We start from the raw sequence: 15745 nt of genomic DNA on the forward strand, positions 1-15745 counted from the left end.
CACCGGGGGGCAGCCCGGGCGGTCCCCGCCGTCGTCGATTCTGCCCGCGTGGCTCCGCCCGCCGTCCGGACGCTCCGTCAAACCCCCTCATCCCGAGCGAACTTGTGTACGGATACACGTTGCGACTTCGCATCAGCGTTGTTAGGTTCATGCCCGACCGAAGGCCGATCCACGGGGGACGAGGCCGACTGGTCCGGTGATGCGGGGTGGGGGCTGTCCGGGGTGTTCCTGGGCTTTCCTTTGGTTGTTTCCGCACGTCGGGCGCCTTTCCCCCTGCTCGGCCCCAATGGCCGCAGCGCGCGACGGGGCAGCCCGCGCGGGCTCAACAGGGGGATTTCCATTGAGGCGTAGTCATACGCGCACCACAGCACGGATCGCATCCGTTACCGCTTTCGCCCTGGCCGTCGGGCTCGGTGGGGCGAGCACCGCGCATGCCGACTACTACGACGGCGGCATGCCCAGCCGTAAGTTCAACGTCAAGGCGGTGGGGATCAACGACACCTGGGTCGGGTTCCTCGACACCGGGCGGAAGAACTGGAACAACGCCGGTGCCGGCGTCAGCATCGGGCGTAAGTCCGATGCCAAGGCCACCTTCACCGCCGGTCGCTACAACGAGAGCTGGTACGGGCTCTACTCGCCGTCCGGCTGGCGGCCGATCAACCGGGTCTTCAAGATCAAGGTCAATGCCCGGACCCTGTCCCGGGACGCCGGCTCCAAGATGACGGAGTGGTCGCGCAGCACCACCACCCATGAGCTGGGGCACGCTCTGAGCCTCGACGACAATCCGGGGACCCGCAAGGCGTCCCTGATGAAGCACAGCCGCAACCGGGCCACCGTGCAGAAGCCGCAGGCGTACGACGTCTCCGAGGTCAAGAGGATCTACTGATGATGAATCTGCGCCATGCCGTCGTCGGCGGATCCGCCCTGCTCGTCGTCCTGACCGCCGCCGGCTGCTCCAGCTCCACGGGTGGCGAGCGGACCGAGGGCAAGGCCTCCGCCGGGGCCCCCGAAGTCGTCGCCTACGAGGCCGACTACCCCGTCTACGACTCGCTCGACGCGGTGGTCAAGAAGGCCGACACCATCGTGAAGGGCACCGTCGTCAGCTCCACCGTCAAGGAGCTGATGCCGGAGGTCTCCACCGGGGGCGACCCGCTGACCAACCCGCAGGCGGGTCTGAGCAAGGAGGAGGCCGCCGAGGTCGAGCCGGTGATCATCACCGTCTCCAAGGTCAAGGTCTCCGAGGTGCTGGCCGGTGACGTGAAGCCGGGCGACACCGTCGAGGTGAGCCAGCTCGGTGGCACGCTGGGCAAGACCACCTACAAGGAGAAGCACACCACCACGCTGGCGAAGAACGGCACGGAGTACGTGCTGATGCTCGCCGCGCACGGCTCCTCGCCGTACGACCTGCTCAACCCCGAGCAGGCCCTCTACACCGTCGACAAGGGCGGCAAGCTCCGTCCCGCCGCCGGCGGTGGCTTCGAGGACGCGGGGACGGTCAACCGTCTCAAGGACCGTACGGCCCGCGTGAAGTAGCCAGCAAGGTGAATCGGAGGGGTGCCGCCCGGTGGGCGGCACCCCTTCCACGTGTCAGGCGGTCAGCCGGAGCGCCTTCAGGACCGCCGGGCTCAGCGCCACCTCGTTGCCCTCGGCGGGCACGGCCTTGCCGCCGCTGACGCCGTAGGCGCCCTGCGCGGTGTTCACCAGCGTGTACCGGCCGTCCTCCTGGCGGTCCAGGAGGAAGACGTACTCCTGCCCGGCCACAAGGGCGGCGGTCTCGGGGCCCGAACCGGGCGGGGTGTACGAGACGGTGACCTGCCCGCCCGGCGCGGTGCCCTTCGCCGTCGCCAGCACCTCGGCCGGGGCCACCGTCGACGTGATGTCGTCGGTGGTCCGCTCCGTGCCGGCGCCCAGCTTCGCCCGCACGATGAGGTCGGCCGCGCCCTCCAGTTCGACCGTCGACGGGTAGTGGGGTTCGTCGGCCACGAGCCCGCCGCCCGGACCGCCAAGGCCGCTCGGGCCTGCCGCGAACACGGCGATCGCGGCCACCGCCGCGGCCGCCCCGCAGGCCACCGCCGCCACCAGCACACCGCGCCGGCGCCGCGGCCGCGCCACCGCCCCCGCCGGGGGCCGGGCGGCGTCGCCGACCAGGGCGGCAAGGTCCGCAACGGCGCGCGGGGACAGACCCGCCTCCGCCGTGCCGGGGGGCAGCGGATCGGCGTGCCGGATCAGCGACTCCACCCGCTTCGCGGGCAGCGCGGACCGAGCGGAATTCTTCGACTGCGTACGCTTCATACCGACTCCCGGGACGAGGTGTAGAGCTCACGGAACGCCCTGCGCGCCCGGTGCAGACGGACCCAGACGGCCGGGGCGCCGCATCCGAGCAGACGGCCGATCTCCGCCGCGGCGAGGCCATCCCAGTAGCTGAGCAGCAGCACCTCGCGGTGCTGGTCAGCCAGCCGGTCGAGCGTGTCCAGGACCGCGGAGTCCTCGGCCGACGCGGGGGCCCGGTCCAGTTCCTCACCGATCCGCCGGTGCAGCTCGGTCAGCCGCGCGGTGGCCCGGTAGTGGTTGCCCAGCACGTTCCTGGCGGTGACGAACAGCCATCCGGGCGTCGCCTCCCCGCCCCCGAGCACGTGTTCCCACGCGATCCGGAACACCTCCGCGGTGATCTCCTCGGCCGAGCCGCGGTCCCCCGCTCTGCGGTGGACGAAGGCATGCACCCGGGGATACTCCCGCGTATACAGCTCGGTGAACCGCGTGCCGCGGCCCGAGTCGCTCACGGTCTGGTTGGTCTCCACACCCCGTATATGTCATGCGCGGGGCAGATCCTTACAGGGGGGTCGGGGAAAATCTTCCCCGACCGACAACGGGAGATGGTGGACGACATGGCGGGACCGGGCGCGCGGCTGCTCTATGTGACGGATCTCAGGTACGAGGCCAAAGGGCGGCGGTACTGCGACGAGGACATCTGGCTGAGCGGGCGACTGCGGGAGGAGTTCCGGGTCGCGCTGTGCCATCCGTCGGACGTCGTGGCGCTCATGGACGGCTTCGATGCGGTCGTCGTGCGCAACAGCGGGCCCGTGCTCGGCCATCAGGAGGCGTACGAGGCGTTCCGGAAGGCGGCCGCCGAGCGCGGGGTGCCGGTCTTCAACTCGCTGGACGGGAAGGGGGACATGGCCGGGAAGGGGTATCTCCTGGAGCTGTTCCGGGAGGGGTTTCCCGTCATCCCGACCGTGGACCGGCGGGCCGACGCGGGGCTGCTCCCCGAGGTGGACGCGTACGTGGTGAAGCCGGCGCTCGGCGCGGACTCCGTGGGGCTCGAGTTCGTCGAGCGGGAGCGGCTCGGGGAGGTGGCGTGGGAGGGGATGCTCGTACAGCCGCGGATCGACTTCGCGTACGAGGTGTCCTTCTACTTCGTGGGGCGGGAGTTCCAGTACGCGCTGTACGCGCCGCGGCCCGAGGAGCGCTGGGTGCTGGAGCCGTACGAGGCGAGTGCGGAGGATCTCGCGTTCGCGCGGCGGTTCGTGGAGTGGAACGGGATGGCGTACGGCATCCAGCGGGTGGACGCCTGCCGGGCTCCCGGTGGGGAGCTGCTCCTCGTGGAGCTGGAGGACCTCAACCCGTATCTCTCGCTGCACCTTGCCCGGGAGGACGAGCGGGAGTCGTTCGTCGCGGCGATGAAGGCCTCCCTGCGGCAGCTGGTCACCACGGCCGCTGCATCGGCAGCGAGGCCGTGATCAGTTCGGCGATGCGCGGGATGTGGCCCTCCAGGTAGAAGTGGCCCCCCTCCAGGACGTGCAGGCTGAAGGGGCCCGTGGTCTCCGCCTCCCAGGCCCGCGCGCCGGGCACCGTGACGCGCGGGTCGCGGTCGCCGGTGAGGGCGATCACCGGGCAGGTCAGACGCGGGGCGGGGTTGTGGACGTACGTGTAGACCGCGCGGAAGTCGGCCCGCAGGGACGGCATGGCCAGCTCGCGGATCTCCGGGTGGTCCAGCAGCCCGCTGCCGGCGCCGCCCAGGCGGCGGACCTCGGCGATGACCCAGGCGTCGTCCAGCTCGGCCAGGGGCGGCAGTCCGCCGGGGAGCGCGGGCAGGGCGGGGCCCTGGCGGCCCGAGACGAACAGCGCGGCCGGGGGCAGGCCCCTGCTCTGGAGGCGGCGGGCGGTCTCGAAGGCGACCAGGGCACCCATGCTGTGGCCGAAGAGGGCGTACGGCTCCGCCGTGTACGGGTCGAGGGCGGCCGCGGCCTCGTCCGCGAGCGCGGCGACCGTCTCCAGGCAGGGTTCGCCGAAGCGGTCCTGGCGGCCGGGGTACTGCACGGCGAGCGCCGCGAGGCCGGCCGGCAGGGCGGCGGAGAGCGGCTGGTACGTGCCGGCCGCGCCGCCCGCGTGCGGGAAGCAGACCAGCCGGAGCTTCGCGTCCGGGGCGGGGTGGAACTGCCGTATCCACGCGTTCGCGTTCGCGCTCACCTTCGCGTCCACTGCGCCCCCCGTTGCTGAACGTACGGTCTGTAAGACTCATGAGGTGCGCGGTCTGCGCCCCCCAGCACCCTACGCCGAGCGTTTCCGCGGCGTGGACTTCTTCGCGGTCGTCTTCTTGGCGGTCGACTTCTTCGCCGTCGAACCCTTCGAACTCGTCGACTTGGCCGTGGACTTGGCCGTGGATTTCGACGACGACGCCGTCTTCTTCGCCGCCGTCTTCGCGGTCGACTTGCGCGCCGGAGCCGTCTTCTTCGCCGCGGTCTTCGCCGTCGACTTCTTGCCGCCCGTCTCCTTCGGTACGGCCGCGGCCGACCGCTTGCGGGACGGGAGCGGGGTGACCTCGGCGACCTCGCCCTCGCCGCGGGCCTCCTTCGCCGCGCGCACGCTGCTCTCCAGGGCCGCCATCAGGTCGATCACCTTGCCGCCGGGCTCCTCCTCCGGCGCCTCCGGAGTGACCGCGCCGCCGCCCTCCGCCTTGGCGGCGATCATCGCCTCGACGGCCTCGCGGTAGTCGTCGTGCAGGGAGTCGAGATCGACGTCGCCGAGGGTGTCCATCAGGGCGTCGGCCAGGTCGAGTTCGGCGTCCCGTACGGTCACCCGGGTCTCCGGGGCGACGCCCTCGGGGGCGCGGATCTCGTCGGGCCACAGCAGGCCGTGCATGGCGATCACCTCGTCGACGACCCGCAGCATGCCCAGCCGTTCGCGGCCGCGGAGGGCGTACTTGGCGATGGCGACCTTGTCGCTGCGCTTGAGCGCCTCGCGCAGGAGGGTGTACGGCTTGGCCGCGGGGACGCCGTTCGCCGCGAGGTAGTACGCGGCGTCCATCTGGAGCGGGTCGATCTCACCGGCCGGGACGAATGCCACGATCTCGATCGTCTTGGCGGTCGGCAGGGGCAGCGCGGCGAGGTCCTCGTCGGTGATCGGGATCATCGTCCCGTCCGCCTCCTCGTACGCCTTGCCGATCTCGGCGGCGGGGACCTCCTCGCCTTCGAGCTCGCAGACCTTGCGGTAGCGGATGCGGCCGCCGTCCTCCGTGTGGATCTGCCGGAACGACACCGACCGGCTCTCGGTCGCGTTCACCAGCTTGATCGGGATGCTGACCAGCCCGAAGGAAATCGCACCGTTCCAGATGGATCGCATGCTTCATTCCTTTCACCCGGATTCGATGGGTTATGACCGGAGATATGGGATTCTCATCGTATGACGCCCATCACAGAGGTGGAGGGGCGGCGCCTCCCGCTCAGCAATCTGGACAAGGTGCTGTACCCCGCCACCGGCACCACCAAGGGCGAACTGCTGCACTATTACGCCACCACCGCGGGTGTCCTCCTCCCCCATCTGCATCTGCGGCCCGTCTCGTTTCTGCGGTATCCGGACGGCCCCGACGGGCAGCTCTTCTTCACCAAGAACCCGCCGCCCGGCACACCCGACTGGGTGATGACCACCCCCGTGCCCCGCTCCGAGGACCCCTCGGCCCGCCAGGTCGTGATCCAGGACCTCCCGTCGCTGATGTGGGCGGCCAATCTGGTGGTGGAGTTCCACACCCCGCAGTGGCGCTCCGACACCCCGGCCGTGGCGGACCGGCTCGTCTTCGACCTGGACCCGGGGTCGCCCGCCACCGTCGTTGAGTGCTGCCGGGTGGCGCTGCGGCTGCGGGAGCGGCTCGCCGAGGACGGGCTGGTGGCGTACGCGAAGACGTCCGGCGCCAAGGGGCTGCATCTGCTGGTGCCGCTGGTGCCGACGCCGTCCGAGGAGGTGTCCGCGTACGCGAAGCGGCTGGCCGTCGAGGCGGAGGCGGAGCTTCCCTCGCTGGTCGTCCACCGGATGGCGAAGAAGCTGCGGCCGGGGAAGGTCTTCGTCGACCACAGCCAGAACGCGGCGGCGAAGACCACCGCCACCCCCTACACGCTGCGCGCCCGCCGCACCCCGGCCGTCTCCGCGCCGGTGACGTGGGAGGAGGTGGAGGCGTGCACCGACCCCGGCCAGCTGGTGTTCCTGCTGGACGACATCGCGCCACGGGTGGGGATGTACGGGGATCTGCTCGCTCCGCTCCTCGACGCGCGCGGCGCCGGGTCCCTGCCATGAGCCTTCGGCCGCCCGTGCGGGTCGCGCTCGCCGAGTCGGTGGGCGCGCTGCCGCGCGGGGCGGGGCTGGCGTACGAGCCGAAGTTCGACGGCCACCGGATGGTGATCTTCCGGGACGCCGGGGACGTCGTGCTCCAGGCCCGCTCGGGGCGGATCATCACCGCCGCTTTCCCCGATCTGGCCGCGGCGGCCCGGCAACTCCCGGCCGGCACGGTCCTCGACGGCGAGGTGGTCGTGTGGACCGGTGGCCGGACGGACTTCGCCGCCGTGCAGGGCCGGGCGGCCGCCACCCCGGTGCGGGCCCGGACCCTGGCGGTACGGCTGCCGGCCTCGTACGCCGCCTTCGACCTGCTGGCGGAGGAGGGTCGCGATCTGCGGCCGGTGCGCTACGAGCGGCGGCGTGAGCGGCTCGTCGCCGTGCTCGGCGCGCTGGGGCCGCCGCTCCAGCCGGTGCCGATGACGACCGATCCGCAGCTCGCGGCCGTCTGGTACGAGACCCTGCCGGAGATCGGGGTCGAGGGGCTGGTGATCAAGCGGCTCGACCAGCCGTACAAGGCCGGTACGCGCGCGTGGCGCAAATTGCGGCACACGGACACCCGGGACGCGATGGTGGTCGGGTTCACCGGGGCGCGGTCCCGGCCGGCGGCGCTGGCGCTGGTGCTGCCGGACGACGACACGCCGGTCGTCTCCAGCCCGCTCGCCCCGGCGCTGCGCGGCCAGGCGGGTGCGGCGCTGCCGGACCCCGTCCCCAGTACAGGGACGGCGATGGCGCCGGGGCTCGGCGAGGTCGAGTACCGGTGCGTGCCCCCGCGGCTCATGGCGGAGGTCGCCCAGGGCACCACGCGCCACACCCTGATCACCGTGCTGCGGCTGCGGGACGCCGTGGAGGGCGATGAGGAGGGGCTGGTTCCGGACAAGGGTGCGGATGGCTGAGGAGTGGCGCAAAGAGGGCTCTCCAACCGCGTCCGATTGCCGGGTCCTGCTCGTCGGCGTGGTGGTGCACACTTGCCCCCAAGTTCGGTGTTCAACGGGGAGGCGGGGCATGTTGACGGGGATCGAGGAGGTCGACTGGACTTCCATGAGGCATGCCTACGGGCCGGCCGACGACGTGCCGGGCATGCTGCGGGGGCTCGCGTCCGACGACGCGGCCGAGCGCGAGATCGCGCTGGACGGCATGTACGGGGCCGTGCACCACCAGGGTGATGTGTACGACTGCACGCTGGCCTGCATTCCGTTCCTGCTGGAGCTGGTGGTGGATCCGCAGGTCCAGGACCGGGGCGGCATCGTCGAGTTGCTCACCAGCATCGGCGGGATCGACCTGGCGGGCGACGACGAGCTGGACGGACTCGACCCGGAGGACGAGGAGTTCGAGGACGCGGCGAACTACGCGATGGCGGCCGCCGCGGTCGCCGCGGGCGCCGACGCGTTCATCGAGCTGCTCGGCGATCCGGACCAGGAGGTGCGGCTGGCCGCGCCATGCGCGCTGGCGTCGCTGCACGGGGAGCCGGCGCGCGTCCTCGATCTGCTGCGCGAGCGGCTCACCGTCGAGCGTGACACGCCCGTCCGGCTCGCTCTGGTGCAGGCCGTGGGCCGGATCGCGCTACGGCACGCCTCGCTGCGCGAGGAGACCGTCGACTGGCTCGGCTGGCTGTCGGGCGCGGCGCAGTCGCCGGGGCTGCGGCTCGCGGCCCTGGCCCAGCTGGCCCGTTGCGCCCCGGCCCGGCTGCCGGACGATGTCGTGGCGCGGGTGACCGGCCTGCTTGAGGAGGTACGGAACGAGCCACGCGCCGCGGACACGGTCGCGGACGGGATCGGGGCGCGTTCCGCCACCCTCGTGGGGCAGCTGCGGGAGCGCCGCGAGGAGCAGTCCGCCCGGCCGGGCCGTGACACTCCGTGGACCGACGAGCTGCTGCGGACCCTGCACTCGGCGCTCGGCGACCGGGTCGAGGACCGGATCGCGCTGATCACCGCCCAGCTGCGCAGCCCCGACTGGCGGGAGCGGGCGGACGCCGTGTGGATGTGCAACGGCCTGGTGCACGGCTGGCGGGGCGCGTACGCCGAGGTGGTGCGGCTGGTCGGGACGCAGCTGTCGGACCCCGAGCCGCGGCTGCGCGAGGCCGCCGCCAGCTGGCTGGAGGGTCTCTTCGAACTGGCCGGGCCCGCCGCGGACGCGCTGGCGGCGCGGGTGGCACTGGAGCCGACGCCCTGGCTTCAGGAGCGTCTCGACGGACGGATCGCGCTCGGCCGCGCGCTGCTCGCGCTGGCCCGCTGCGGTGACGCCCGCGCGGTCCCGGTGCTCGGCGAGGCGTTGGAGCGCGGTGACATACCGGATCAGCTGACGTACACGATCAGCCAACTGGGGGCGGCGGCCGCGCCGCTCGGGCCGGTGCTGCGGCAGCGGCTCGCGGAGGTGGAGCTGGACGACCAGCTCTACGACCGGGCGGCGCCGCTGCTGCTGGGCCTGGCGACGGTCGGGGCGACCGAGGCGCTGCCGGAGGTGCTGCGGGTGGTGCGCGGGGCGCCGGCGTACCGCAGGGACTGGGTGCTCGAATCGGCGCTGCGCGCCCTGACCGCTTTCGGGCCCGCGGCGCGGGAGGCGGTCGGGGATCTGCGGCGGCTGCTGGGCAGCGAGTCGGCGACGGTCGCGACGGCCGCCGCGCGGGCGCTGTGGGCGGTCGAGCGGGACGCCAGGGCGGTCCTGCCGACGCTGGAGACCTGGCTGCGGGCCCGTAACCCCGGGGAGCGGCGCTCGGCGGCCCGGGCGCTGGGGACGATCGGCCCGGCGGCCGCGCCGGCCGCGCCGGCGCTGCGGGGCTGCCTGGCGGACCTCGATCTGTGGCTGCGGGTGGAGAGCGCGGCGGCGCTGTGGCGGGTGACCGGTGAGGCCCGGGAGGCCCTGCCGGTGCTTCTCGCCGCCTGGCGGGACAACCGCTACGCACGCGTGGCGATCGCCGAGTGCCTGGCGGAGATGGGTCCGGCGGCCCTGGAGGCGGAGCCGGTGCTCCGGGCGGAGCTGGCCCGGCCGCGCCGGCACAACGTGGTGGAGGGCGGCTCGGGCAGCCATGACATCCCGCAGGACGAGAAGCTGCTCGCGCTCTGCCGTACGGCCCTGGAGAAGATCGAGAACGTGGCGGTCGGGGAAACGGAAGCGCACGGATGATCATCTTCGGCACCAAGGCATACGTGTACCAGCTGGCGATGCTGACGCTGGTCTGCGCGCGGTGCGGCAACCCGGCCGCGCACGCGCTCAGGAAGCGGGTCACAAAGTTCACGCTGTTCTTCGTGCCGCTGTTCCCGTTCTCGACGTCGTACGCGACGCAGTGCGCGTTCTGCGGGTACGAGGAGCGGCTCGCGGCCGCGCAGGGGCGGGCGCTCCAGGAGCGGGCGGCCCACGGCGCGCGGTGAGGCGGGCGCGCCGAGGCCGGGCGCCGGGCGCGTACGGCCTGGTGTGACAGAACTTGTACAGAACCCGTGCGAGGTGGTGACAGCTTCGCGCGCTCGCGTACGGGGCACTGTTACGGAGCCGCAATGGAGGCGGCCTAGCGTCGCAGGCGTCATCGAAGCGTCTCCGTACCAAGGACCACCGTGAGCACCTACGCCCGTCTTCGCGCCGCCGCCGTGACCGCCGCCGTCGTCGGGGCGCTGGCGGTACCGGCCACCGCCGCCTTCGCCGCGCCCCCGTCCCCGGCCGCCGTGTCGGCGGCGGAGGGCTTCTCCACCGCGCGGGACCACTCGACGCTGCTGGTGGCGGGCGGATCCGTGGCCGCCGTCGGCGCGGCGGGCATCGGCTTCGCGACGCTGCGCCGCGGCCGCTCCGGGTCCTGACACAGGCTGCGGCCGCCCCGGTTTCGCCGGACGCGGGGGTGGACGCGGGGCCGGACGGCGGGGCTGGTACACAGGGTGCCGGTCGCTCACCACAACTGCCGGGGATCAGGCGGACGCTCCACGGCCACGTTCCGTGTCCGCGCGGTTCATCAACTGGACAAACAGGACTTCCCTCCGAATAAGGTTGACGGGGCGGCCGACCGCCCGGAGCTCCGGCTCCCGAGAGACCCGAGAGACACCCAAGGAGCACCTTGCGCCCGTCCGGCCGCCCGATATGCCTCGCACTGCTGCCGGTCGCGGCAGCGCTGCTGCTCTTCGGGCTGCTCACGGGCTGCGACAACGCCGGCGGACTGCAGAGCGCCGGACCGACCCCGACGGCGATCGGGCCGGTGCGGCTGTGGCCGGATCTGCCCCCCGCGACGGACCCTCCCCTGGACTACGGCGAGAGCGACACCGAGCGCGTGCCGGGGATAAAGGCGCCGGGCAACGACGTGCACGCCGTCGACCCGGTGGCCGTGGTCCGCGCCGAGGTGAACGCACACCCCGACACATACAGCGGCACGGACGGCGTCTACGAAGAAACGGTCAAGCAGCTGGGTGAGTGCGAGCGCAAGCCCCGGGCCTGCCCGGTGCTGAAGCCGTACTACCGCGACCTCACCGGCAACGGCCGCGACGAGCTGATCGTCGGCATCCGCATGCCGGACCAGCAGGTGGGCGTGCGGGTCTACCTCGCCGAGAACGGCGGGCTCACCCGGATCATGTCCACGGTCGACCAGGTGATCAGCGTGGAGCTGGCCGGACGGGACCTGATCCTGCGGGTCGGCTCGGCGGGCATCCCCGGCTACGAGTACCGCACGGCCTGGTCCTGGGACGAGCAGCAGCGGACCATGCTGCCGACCCGGGACGAGATCATCCGCATCAAGCCGAACCCGCCCTCCATCTCCCGCGCCCCCGAGCCCCGGGAGCCGGACCCGGATCCCAGCCCCGCTCCGGCGAAGAGCCCGGCCGCGAAGGCGGACCGCTCATGAGCCCCCGCAGCCGCCGTCGCCGGGCCGGCCGCCGGGTGCTGCGGCTGCTGCCCGCCTGGACGGCGACGCTGACCTGGAAGGCCGCGGTCTTCATCACCGTGATGTGCTGCGCGCTCGCGGCGCTGCTCGGCGCGCTCGTGCATGTGTCGGTGACCCGGCAGACCGTCGATACGGCCCGGGACAAGGCGCTCGACCGACTGGAGGAGGTCACCCGCTCCTACGAGTCGGGGGAGCCGCTGCCGCGGTTCGCGGGCGTGGATCCCGAGGGGCTCCCGGCCGAGCTGCGCGCTCTGGCGGTGCGCGGGCGGCGCGGCACGGTCGTCGCCGACCATGAGGGCCGCCCCACGATGTGGGCGGCGGGCCCGGCCGACGGGCGGGCGCTGGCCGTACGGGTCGACTACACGCTGAGCGTCCGGACGATCACCGGCCTCGACCGGTCGATCCTGGGCTCGTCGGTGCTCGCCATCGGGGCGACGCTGCTGGTGGGCGCGTTCGCCGTGACCCGGGTGACCCGGCGGCTGCATCTGACCGCGACGGTGGCCCGCCGGATCAGCGCGGGCGACCTCGACGCACGCGTCAACGACCCGCGGACCAAGGATCCTTCGCTCCCCCAGGACGAGGTGGCCACGGTCTCCGGCGCGCTGGACACCATGGCCTCCTCGCTCCAGCGCAAGCTGCTGAGCGAGCAGCGCTTCACCGCCGATGTGGCGCACGAGCTGCGTACCCCGCTGACCGGCCTGTCGGCGGCGGCGGAGCTGCTGCCCGCCGGCCGGCCCGCGGAGCTCGTCCAGGACCGGGTGCGGGCGATGCGCGCGCTCACCGAGGACCTGCTGGAGATCTCCCGGCTGGACGCCCGCACCGAGAAGGTGGATCTGGCCGTGCACCCGCTCGGGCCGCTGGTGGAGCGGGTGGTGCGGTTCTCCGGCACACCGACCGAGCTCACGGTTCTCCGGGACGCGGCCGTCGAGACCGACAAGCGGCGGCTGGAGCGGGTGCTCGGCAACCTCATCACCAACGCGCACAAGCACGGCGCCGCGCCGGTGGAGGTGACCGTGGACGGCCCGGTGGTGGTGGTCCGCGACCACGGCCCGGGCTATCCGGCGTATCTGCTGGAGAGCGGTCCGCAGCGGTTCCGGACGGAGAGCGGCAGCAAGGGACACGGCCTGGGGCTGACCATAGCGGTGGGCCAGACGTCCGTGATCGGCGCGGAGCTGGTCTTCGGCAACGCGCCCGACGGCGGGGCCGAGGCGCGACTGACGCTGCCGGAGTACGTGCGGTTCGAGGCGCCCGACGAGGACGCCCCACCGGACGACCCGTCACCCTCCTTCGCCCCCAACAGCGGCACACCGTCACATAAAGGGACATAAGGCTTACCGCTTGCTACGTTGCGGACCATGACCGCAACGACGGCGGACGCTCCCCCTCCCGCACCGCGCCTGACCAAACGGCGTGGGGTGGAACTCTCCCTCCTCGTCTGCGCCGTGCTCATCTCGGTCTTCGGTTACGCCGCCGTCGGCCTCGCCCGCAGCGACGCCGTCCCGCCCGACGTGGCCGGATACGGCGCCGGTCTCGGCATGCTCGCGCTCGTCGCGCACCTCGCGGTGCGGCTGCGGGCGCCGTACGCGGATCCGCTGCTGCTGCCGATCGCGGTCCTCCTCAACGGCCTGGGGCTCGTGCTGATCTACCGGCTCGACCTGGAGACGCCCCGGGACGAGGCCGCGCCCACCCAGCTGATCTGGTCGACGCTGGGGGTGGCGCTGTTCATCGCGGTCGTGCTGGCGCTGCGCGACCACCGGGTGCTCCAGCGGTACGCGTACCTCTCCATGGCCACCGCGCTCGTCCTGATGATCGTGCCGATCTTCTTCCCGGCGGTGAACGGGGCCAAGATCTGGATCCGGATCGGCGGATTCTCCTTCCAGCCGGGGGAGTTCGCCAAGATCCTGCTCGCCGTCTTCTTCGCCGCGTACCTCGCCGCCAGCCACAACGCCCTCGCGTACACCGGCCGCAAGGTCTGGCGGCTCCAGCTGCCCACCGGCCGGGTCCTCGGCCCGATCGTCACGATCTGGCTGCTGAGCGTCGTGGTGCTGGTCCTCGAACGGGACCTCGGCACCTCGCTGCTCTTCTTCGGCCTGTTCGTGATCATGCTGTACGTGGCGACCGGGCGCACCGGCTGGATCGCGGTGGGGCTGCTGCTCGCCGCCGTCGGCGCGTTCGCCGTCGGCTCCCTCGAACCTCATGTGCACAGCCGGGTCGAGGACTGGCTCGACCCGTTCGCCTCGATCGAGGCCGGGCAGGGGCCTGGCCAGCTCGCCCAGTCGCTGTTCGCGTTCGCCGCCGGCGGGATGCTCGGCACCGGCCTCGGGCTCGGCCACTCCATCCTGATCGGCTTCGCCGCCAAGTCGGACTTCATCCTGGCCACCGCGGGCGAGGAGCTCGGACTGGTCGGCCTCACCGCGCTGTTCCTGCTGTACGCGCTGCTCGTGGCCCGCGGCTACCGCGCCGGGCTGTCGCTGCGCGATCCCTTCGGCCGGCTCCTCGCCATCGGTCTCGCCTCGATCCTGGCGCTCCAGGTCTTCGTGATCGCCGGCGGCGTGACGGGCCTGATCCCGCTGACCGGGATGGCCATGCCGTTCCTCGCCCAGGGAGGTTCGTCCGTGGTCACCAACTGGATCATCATCGCGCTGCTGATCAAGGTCAGCGACTTCGCCCGCGCGCCCGTGCCCGAGGCCGTGGAGACCGGCGTCATCGCCGCCGCCGTCGAGGCCGAGCGGTGATCCGCTACATCCGGCGGGCCGCCGCGCTCTGCCTGCTGCTCCTGGTCGCGCTGCTGGTCAACGCGGCCCGGATCCAGGTGTTCCAGGGCGACGCGCTCAACCACAACCCCGCCAACCGCCGCCAGGCGATCGTCCGTTACGACCAGCCGCGCGGGGACGTCGTCGTCGACGGCAGCCCGGTCACCGGCTCCCGGGACAGCGGCGAGCAGCTGCGCTACGAGCGCACGTACAAGGACGGCCCGCTGTACGCGCCCGTCACCGGCTACGCCTCCCAGACGTACGGCACGACGCTGGTCGAGAACGCCGAGGACGAGGTCCTCTCCGGCACCGACCCGATGCTCGCGCCGTTCCCGTTCTGGTCCGACCTCAGCCATGGGCGGCGGCCCGGCGGGGACGCGGTCACCACCATCAGGTCGTCGATGCAGAAGGCCGCCTACCGCGGACTCGGCGGCAGGCGGGGGGCGGTGGCCGCGATCGAACCGTCGAGCGGCAAGATCCTGGCGCTGGTCAGCAGCCCGTCGTACGACCCCGGGCTGCTCTCCGGCACCGGCGCCCCGGTGGCCGAGGCCTGGGCGCGGCTGAACGCGGCGCCGGAGCAGCCGATGCTGAACCGCGCGATCCGCCAGACGTATCCGCCCGGCTCCAGCTTCAAGATCGTGACGGCGGCGGCGGCGCTGGACGCCGGGGTGGTCACCGACATCGACGCGCCGACCGGCGCGCCGGACCCGTATCTGCTGCCGGGCACGACGCGCGTGCTGCCCAATGACGTGCCGGGCTGCGGCAACGCCTCGCTGTCGTACGCGATCCGCTGGTCGTGCAACAGCGTGATGGCCCACCTCGGGGTGCGGGTGGGGCTGTCGGGGATGGTGGAGGCGGTGGGGCGGTTCGGCTTCAACGACACCAGGCTGCGGATCCCGTCCGGGGTGGCGAAGTCCACCTTCGACACGCGGATGAGCAACGACCAGCTGGCGCTCTCCTCCATCGGCCAGTTCGACACGGCCGCGACACCGCTGCAGATGGCGATGGTCGCGGCAGCCGTCGCCAACAACGGCGAGATCGCGCAGCCGCAGCTGGTGGATCGGACCACGACCGCGGGCGGGATGACGGTCCGGCGCTCCGTGCGGCGTACGTACCGTCAGGCGATGCAGCCGTCCACAGCCGGGCGGCTCCAGCGGATGATGGTCGACGCGGTGAAGGACGGCACGGGGGCGAACGCGGCGATCCCGGGGGCGCGGGTCGGCGGCAAGACCGGCACCGCGCAGCACGGGCTCGGCAACACCGGCATGCCGTACGCCTGGTTCATCGCCTGGGCGCAGGCGGAGGGGCAGGCGCAGCCCGCGGTGGCGGTGGCCGTCGTCGTGGAGGACGCGGCCGCGAACCGGGCGGACATCAGCGGCGGCGGCAGCGCGGCGCCGATCGCGCGGGCGGTGATGGAGGAGGCGCTGCGGCTGCCGGGGTGAGGGGCCGCTCGCGGCCCGTGCGCCGGGCGGGGACGACGATGGGGCCGCCCTCGGGGCGGCGCCGGCGGCTGCGCGGCCCCGGCGAGGCGGGGCGC

General features: G+C 72.8%; 16 protein-coding genes. 12 read left to right on the forward strand and 4 right to left on the reverse strand.

Annotated features, from left to right (window positions below; translation table 11 throughout):
* Positions 1-454 precede the first annotated feature (454 nt).
* Positions 455-886: a zinc metalloprotease gene (locus ACZ7LT_RS21470; RefSeq protein WP_471237662.1), complete on the forward strand. Its 432-nt coding sequence runs from the start codon at positions 455-457 to the stop codon at positions 884-886.
* On the forward strand, positions 886-1533 hold the full coding sequence (locus tag ACZ7LT_RS21475; protein ID WP_471237663.1) for a hypothetical protein: 648 nt from the start codon (positions 886-888) through the stop codon (positions 1531-1533). Before ACZ7LT_RS21470 ends, ACZ7LT_RS21475 begins: the two co-directional genes overlap by 1 nt.
* Positions 1534-1587: 54 nt before the next feature.
* Here the strand turns inward: ACZ7LT_RS21475 and ACZ7LT_RS21480 are convergent, their stop codons facing one another.
* Positions 1588-2292: a hypothetical protein gene (locus ACZ7LT_RS21480; RefSeq protein ID WP_471237664.1), complete on the reverse strand. Its 705-nt coding sequence runs from the start codon at positions 2290-2292 to the stop codon at positions 1588-1590.
* Positions 2289-2798, reverse strand: coding sequence for an RNA polymerase sigma factor (locus ACZ7LT_RS21485; RefSeq protein ID WP_471237665.1), 510 nt, complete (start codon positions 2796-2798; stop codon positions 2289-2291). Before ACZ7LT_RS21485 ends, ACZ7LT_RS21480 begins: the two co-directional genes overlap by 4 nt.
* Before the next feature lie 87 nt (positions 2799-2885).
* Here ACZ7LT_RS21485 and ACZ7LT_RS21490 point away from each other — a divergent pair, with 87 nt between their 5' ends.
* Entirely contained in the window at positions 2886-3737 is an 852-nt protein-coding gene (locus ACZ7LT_RS21490) for an ATP-grasp domain-containing protein (RefSeq protein WP_471237666.1), read from the forward strand.
* On the opposite strand, the gene ACZ7LT_RS21495 is transcribed toward ACZ7LT_RS21490, so the two are convergent.
* Positions 3703-4467 carry a thioesterase II family protein gene (locus ACZ7LT_RS21495; protein WP_471237667.1) on the reverse strand — a complete coding sequence of 255 codons (765 nt, stop codon included), beginning with the start codon at positions 4465-4467 and terminating at the stop codon, positions 3703-3705. The genes ACZ7LT_RS21490 and ACZ7LT_RS21495 overlap by 35 nt on opposite strands.
* Positions 4468-4548: 81 nt before the next feature.
* Entirely contained in the window at positions 4549-5619 is a 1071-nt protein-coding gene (gene ku / locus ACZ7LT_RS21500) for a non-homologous end joining protein Ku (protein ID WP_471237668.1), read from the reverse strand.
* Positions 5620-5679: 60 nt separating this feature from the next.
* On the opposite strand from ku, the gene ligD reads away from it, so the two are divergent.
* From ligD to ACZ7LT_RS21545, 9 genes are all read left to right on the forward strand, one after another.
* Positions 5680-6564: a non-homologous end-joining DNA ligase gene (gene ligD, locus ACZ7LT_RS21505; RefSeq protein WP_471237669.1), complete on the forward strand. Its 885-nt coding sequence runs from the start codon at positions 5680-5682 to the stop codon at positions 6562-6564.
* Positions 6561-7496 carry an ATP-dependent DNA ligase gene (locus ACZ7LT_RS21510; protein WP_471237670.1) on the forward strand — a complete coding sequence of 312 codons (936 nt, stop codon included), beginning with the start codon at positions 6561-6563 and terminating at the stop codon, positions 7494-7496. Before ligD ends, ACZ7LT_RS21510 begins: the two co-directional genes overlap by 4 nt.
* Positions 7497-7605: 109 nt before the next feature.
* The gene (locus ACZ7LT_RS21515) at positions 7606-9723 is read left to right on the forward strand and encodes a HEAT repeat domain-containing protein (RefSeq protein ID WP_471237671.1); all 2118 of its coding nucleotides are present in this window, start codon (positions 7606-7608) and stop codon (positions 9721-9723) included.
* Positions 9720-9968 (forward strand): zinc-ribbon domain-containing protein, encoded by a 249-nt coding sequence (locus ACZ7LT_RS21520; protein ID WP_471237672.1) that lies wholly within the window; start codon positions 9720-9722, stop codon positions 9966-9968. The genes ACZ7LT_RS21515 and ACZ7LT_RS21520 overlap by 4 nt, the downstream gene beginning before the upstream one ends.
* Before the next feature lie 180 nt (positions 9969-10148).
* The gene (locus ACZ7LT_RS21525; RefSeq protein ID WP_471237673.1) at positions 10149-10388 is read left to right on the forward strand and encodes a hypothetical protein; all 240 of its coding nucleotides are present in this window, start codon (positions 10149-10151) and stop codon (positions 10386-10388) included.
* A gap of 251 nt (positions 10389-10639) precedes the next feature.
* Complete coding sequence (locus tag ACZ7LT_RS21530) at positions 10640-11416, forward strand: hypothetical protein (protein WP_471237674.1); 777 nt, start codon at positions 10640-10642, stop codon at positions 11414-11416.
* A complete protein-coding gene (locus ACZ7LT_RS21535; RefSeq protein ID WP_471237675.1) occupies positions 11413-12783 on the forward strand; it encodes an ATP-binding protein in 1371 nt (456 codons plus the stop codon). The genes ACZ7LT_RS21530 and ACZ7LT_RS21535 overlap by 4 nt, the downstream gene beginning before the upstream one ends.
* Before the next feature lie 27 nt (positions 12784-12810).
* Positions 12811-14190: an FtsW/RodA/SpoVE family cell cycle protein gene (locus ACZ7LT_RS21540; RefSeq protein ID WP_471237676.1), complete on the forward strand. Its 1380-nt coding sequence runs from the start codon at positions 12811-12813 to the stop codon at positions 14188-14190.
* Positions 14187-15650, forward strand: coding sequence for a penicillin-binding transpeptidase domain-containing protein (locus tag ACZ7LT_RS21545; RefSeq protein ID WP_471237677.1), 1464 nt, complete (start codon positions 14187-14189; stop codon positions 15648-15650). The genes ACZ7LT_RS21540 and ACZ7LT_RS21545 overlap by 4 nt, the downstream gene beginning before the upstream one ends.
* The last annotated feature ends 95 nt before the right edge of the window (positions 15651-15745 follow it).

This window comes from Streptomyces sp. NPDC039465 (genome assembly GCF_055639315.1).

Excerpts from the sequence above, each read along its gene's own strand:
- ACZ7LT_RS21510 (WP_471237670.1), top strand. The coding sequence starts at position 6,561 with ATGAGCCTTCGGCCGCCCGTGCGGGTCGCGCTCGCCGAGTCGGTGGGC.
- ACZ7LT_RS21520 (WP_471237672.1), top strand. The coding sequence starts at position 9,720 with ATGATCATCTTCGGCACCAAGGCATACGTGTACCAGCTGGCGATGCTG.
- ACZ7LT_RS21535 (WP_471237675.1), top strand. The coding sequence starts at position 11,413 with ATGAGCCCCCGCAGCCGCCGTCGCCGGGCCGGCCGCCGGGTGCTGCGG.
- ACZ7LT_RS21515 (WP_471237671.1), top strand. The coding sequence starts at position 7,606 with ATGTTGACGGGGATCGAGGAGGTCGACTGGACTTCCATGAGGCATGCC.
- ACZ7LT_RS21480 (WP_471237664.1), bottom strand. The coding sequence starts at position 2,292 with ATGAAGCGTACGCAGTCGAAGAATTCCGCTCGGTCCGCGCTGCCCGCG.
- ligD (WP_471237669.1), top strand. The coding sequence starts at position 5,680 with ATGACGCCCATCACAGAGGTGGAGGGGCGGCGCCTCCCGCTCAGCAAT.
- ACZ7LT_RS21475 (WP_471237663.1), top strand. The coding sequence starts at position 886 with ATGATGAATCTGCGCCATGCCGTCGTCGGCGGATCCGCCCTGCTCGTC.
- ACZ7LT_RS21470 (WP_471237662.1), top strand. The coding sequence starts at position 455 with ATGCCCAGCCGTAAGTTCAACGTCAAGGCGGTGGGGATCAACGACACC.
- ACZ7LT_RS21540 (WP_471237676.1), top strand. The coding sequence starts at position 12,811 with ATGACCGCAACGACGGCGGACGCTCCCCCTCCCGCACCGCGCCTGACC.
- ku (WP_471237668.1), bottom strand. The coding sequence starts at position 5,619 with ATGCGATCCATCTGGAACGGTGCGATTTCCTTCGGGCTGGTCAGCATC.
- ACZ7LT_RS21490 (WP_471237666.1), top strand. The coding sequence starts at position 2,886 with ATGGCGGGACCGGGCGCGCGGCTGCTCTATGTGACGGATCTCAGGTAC.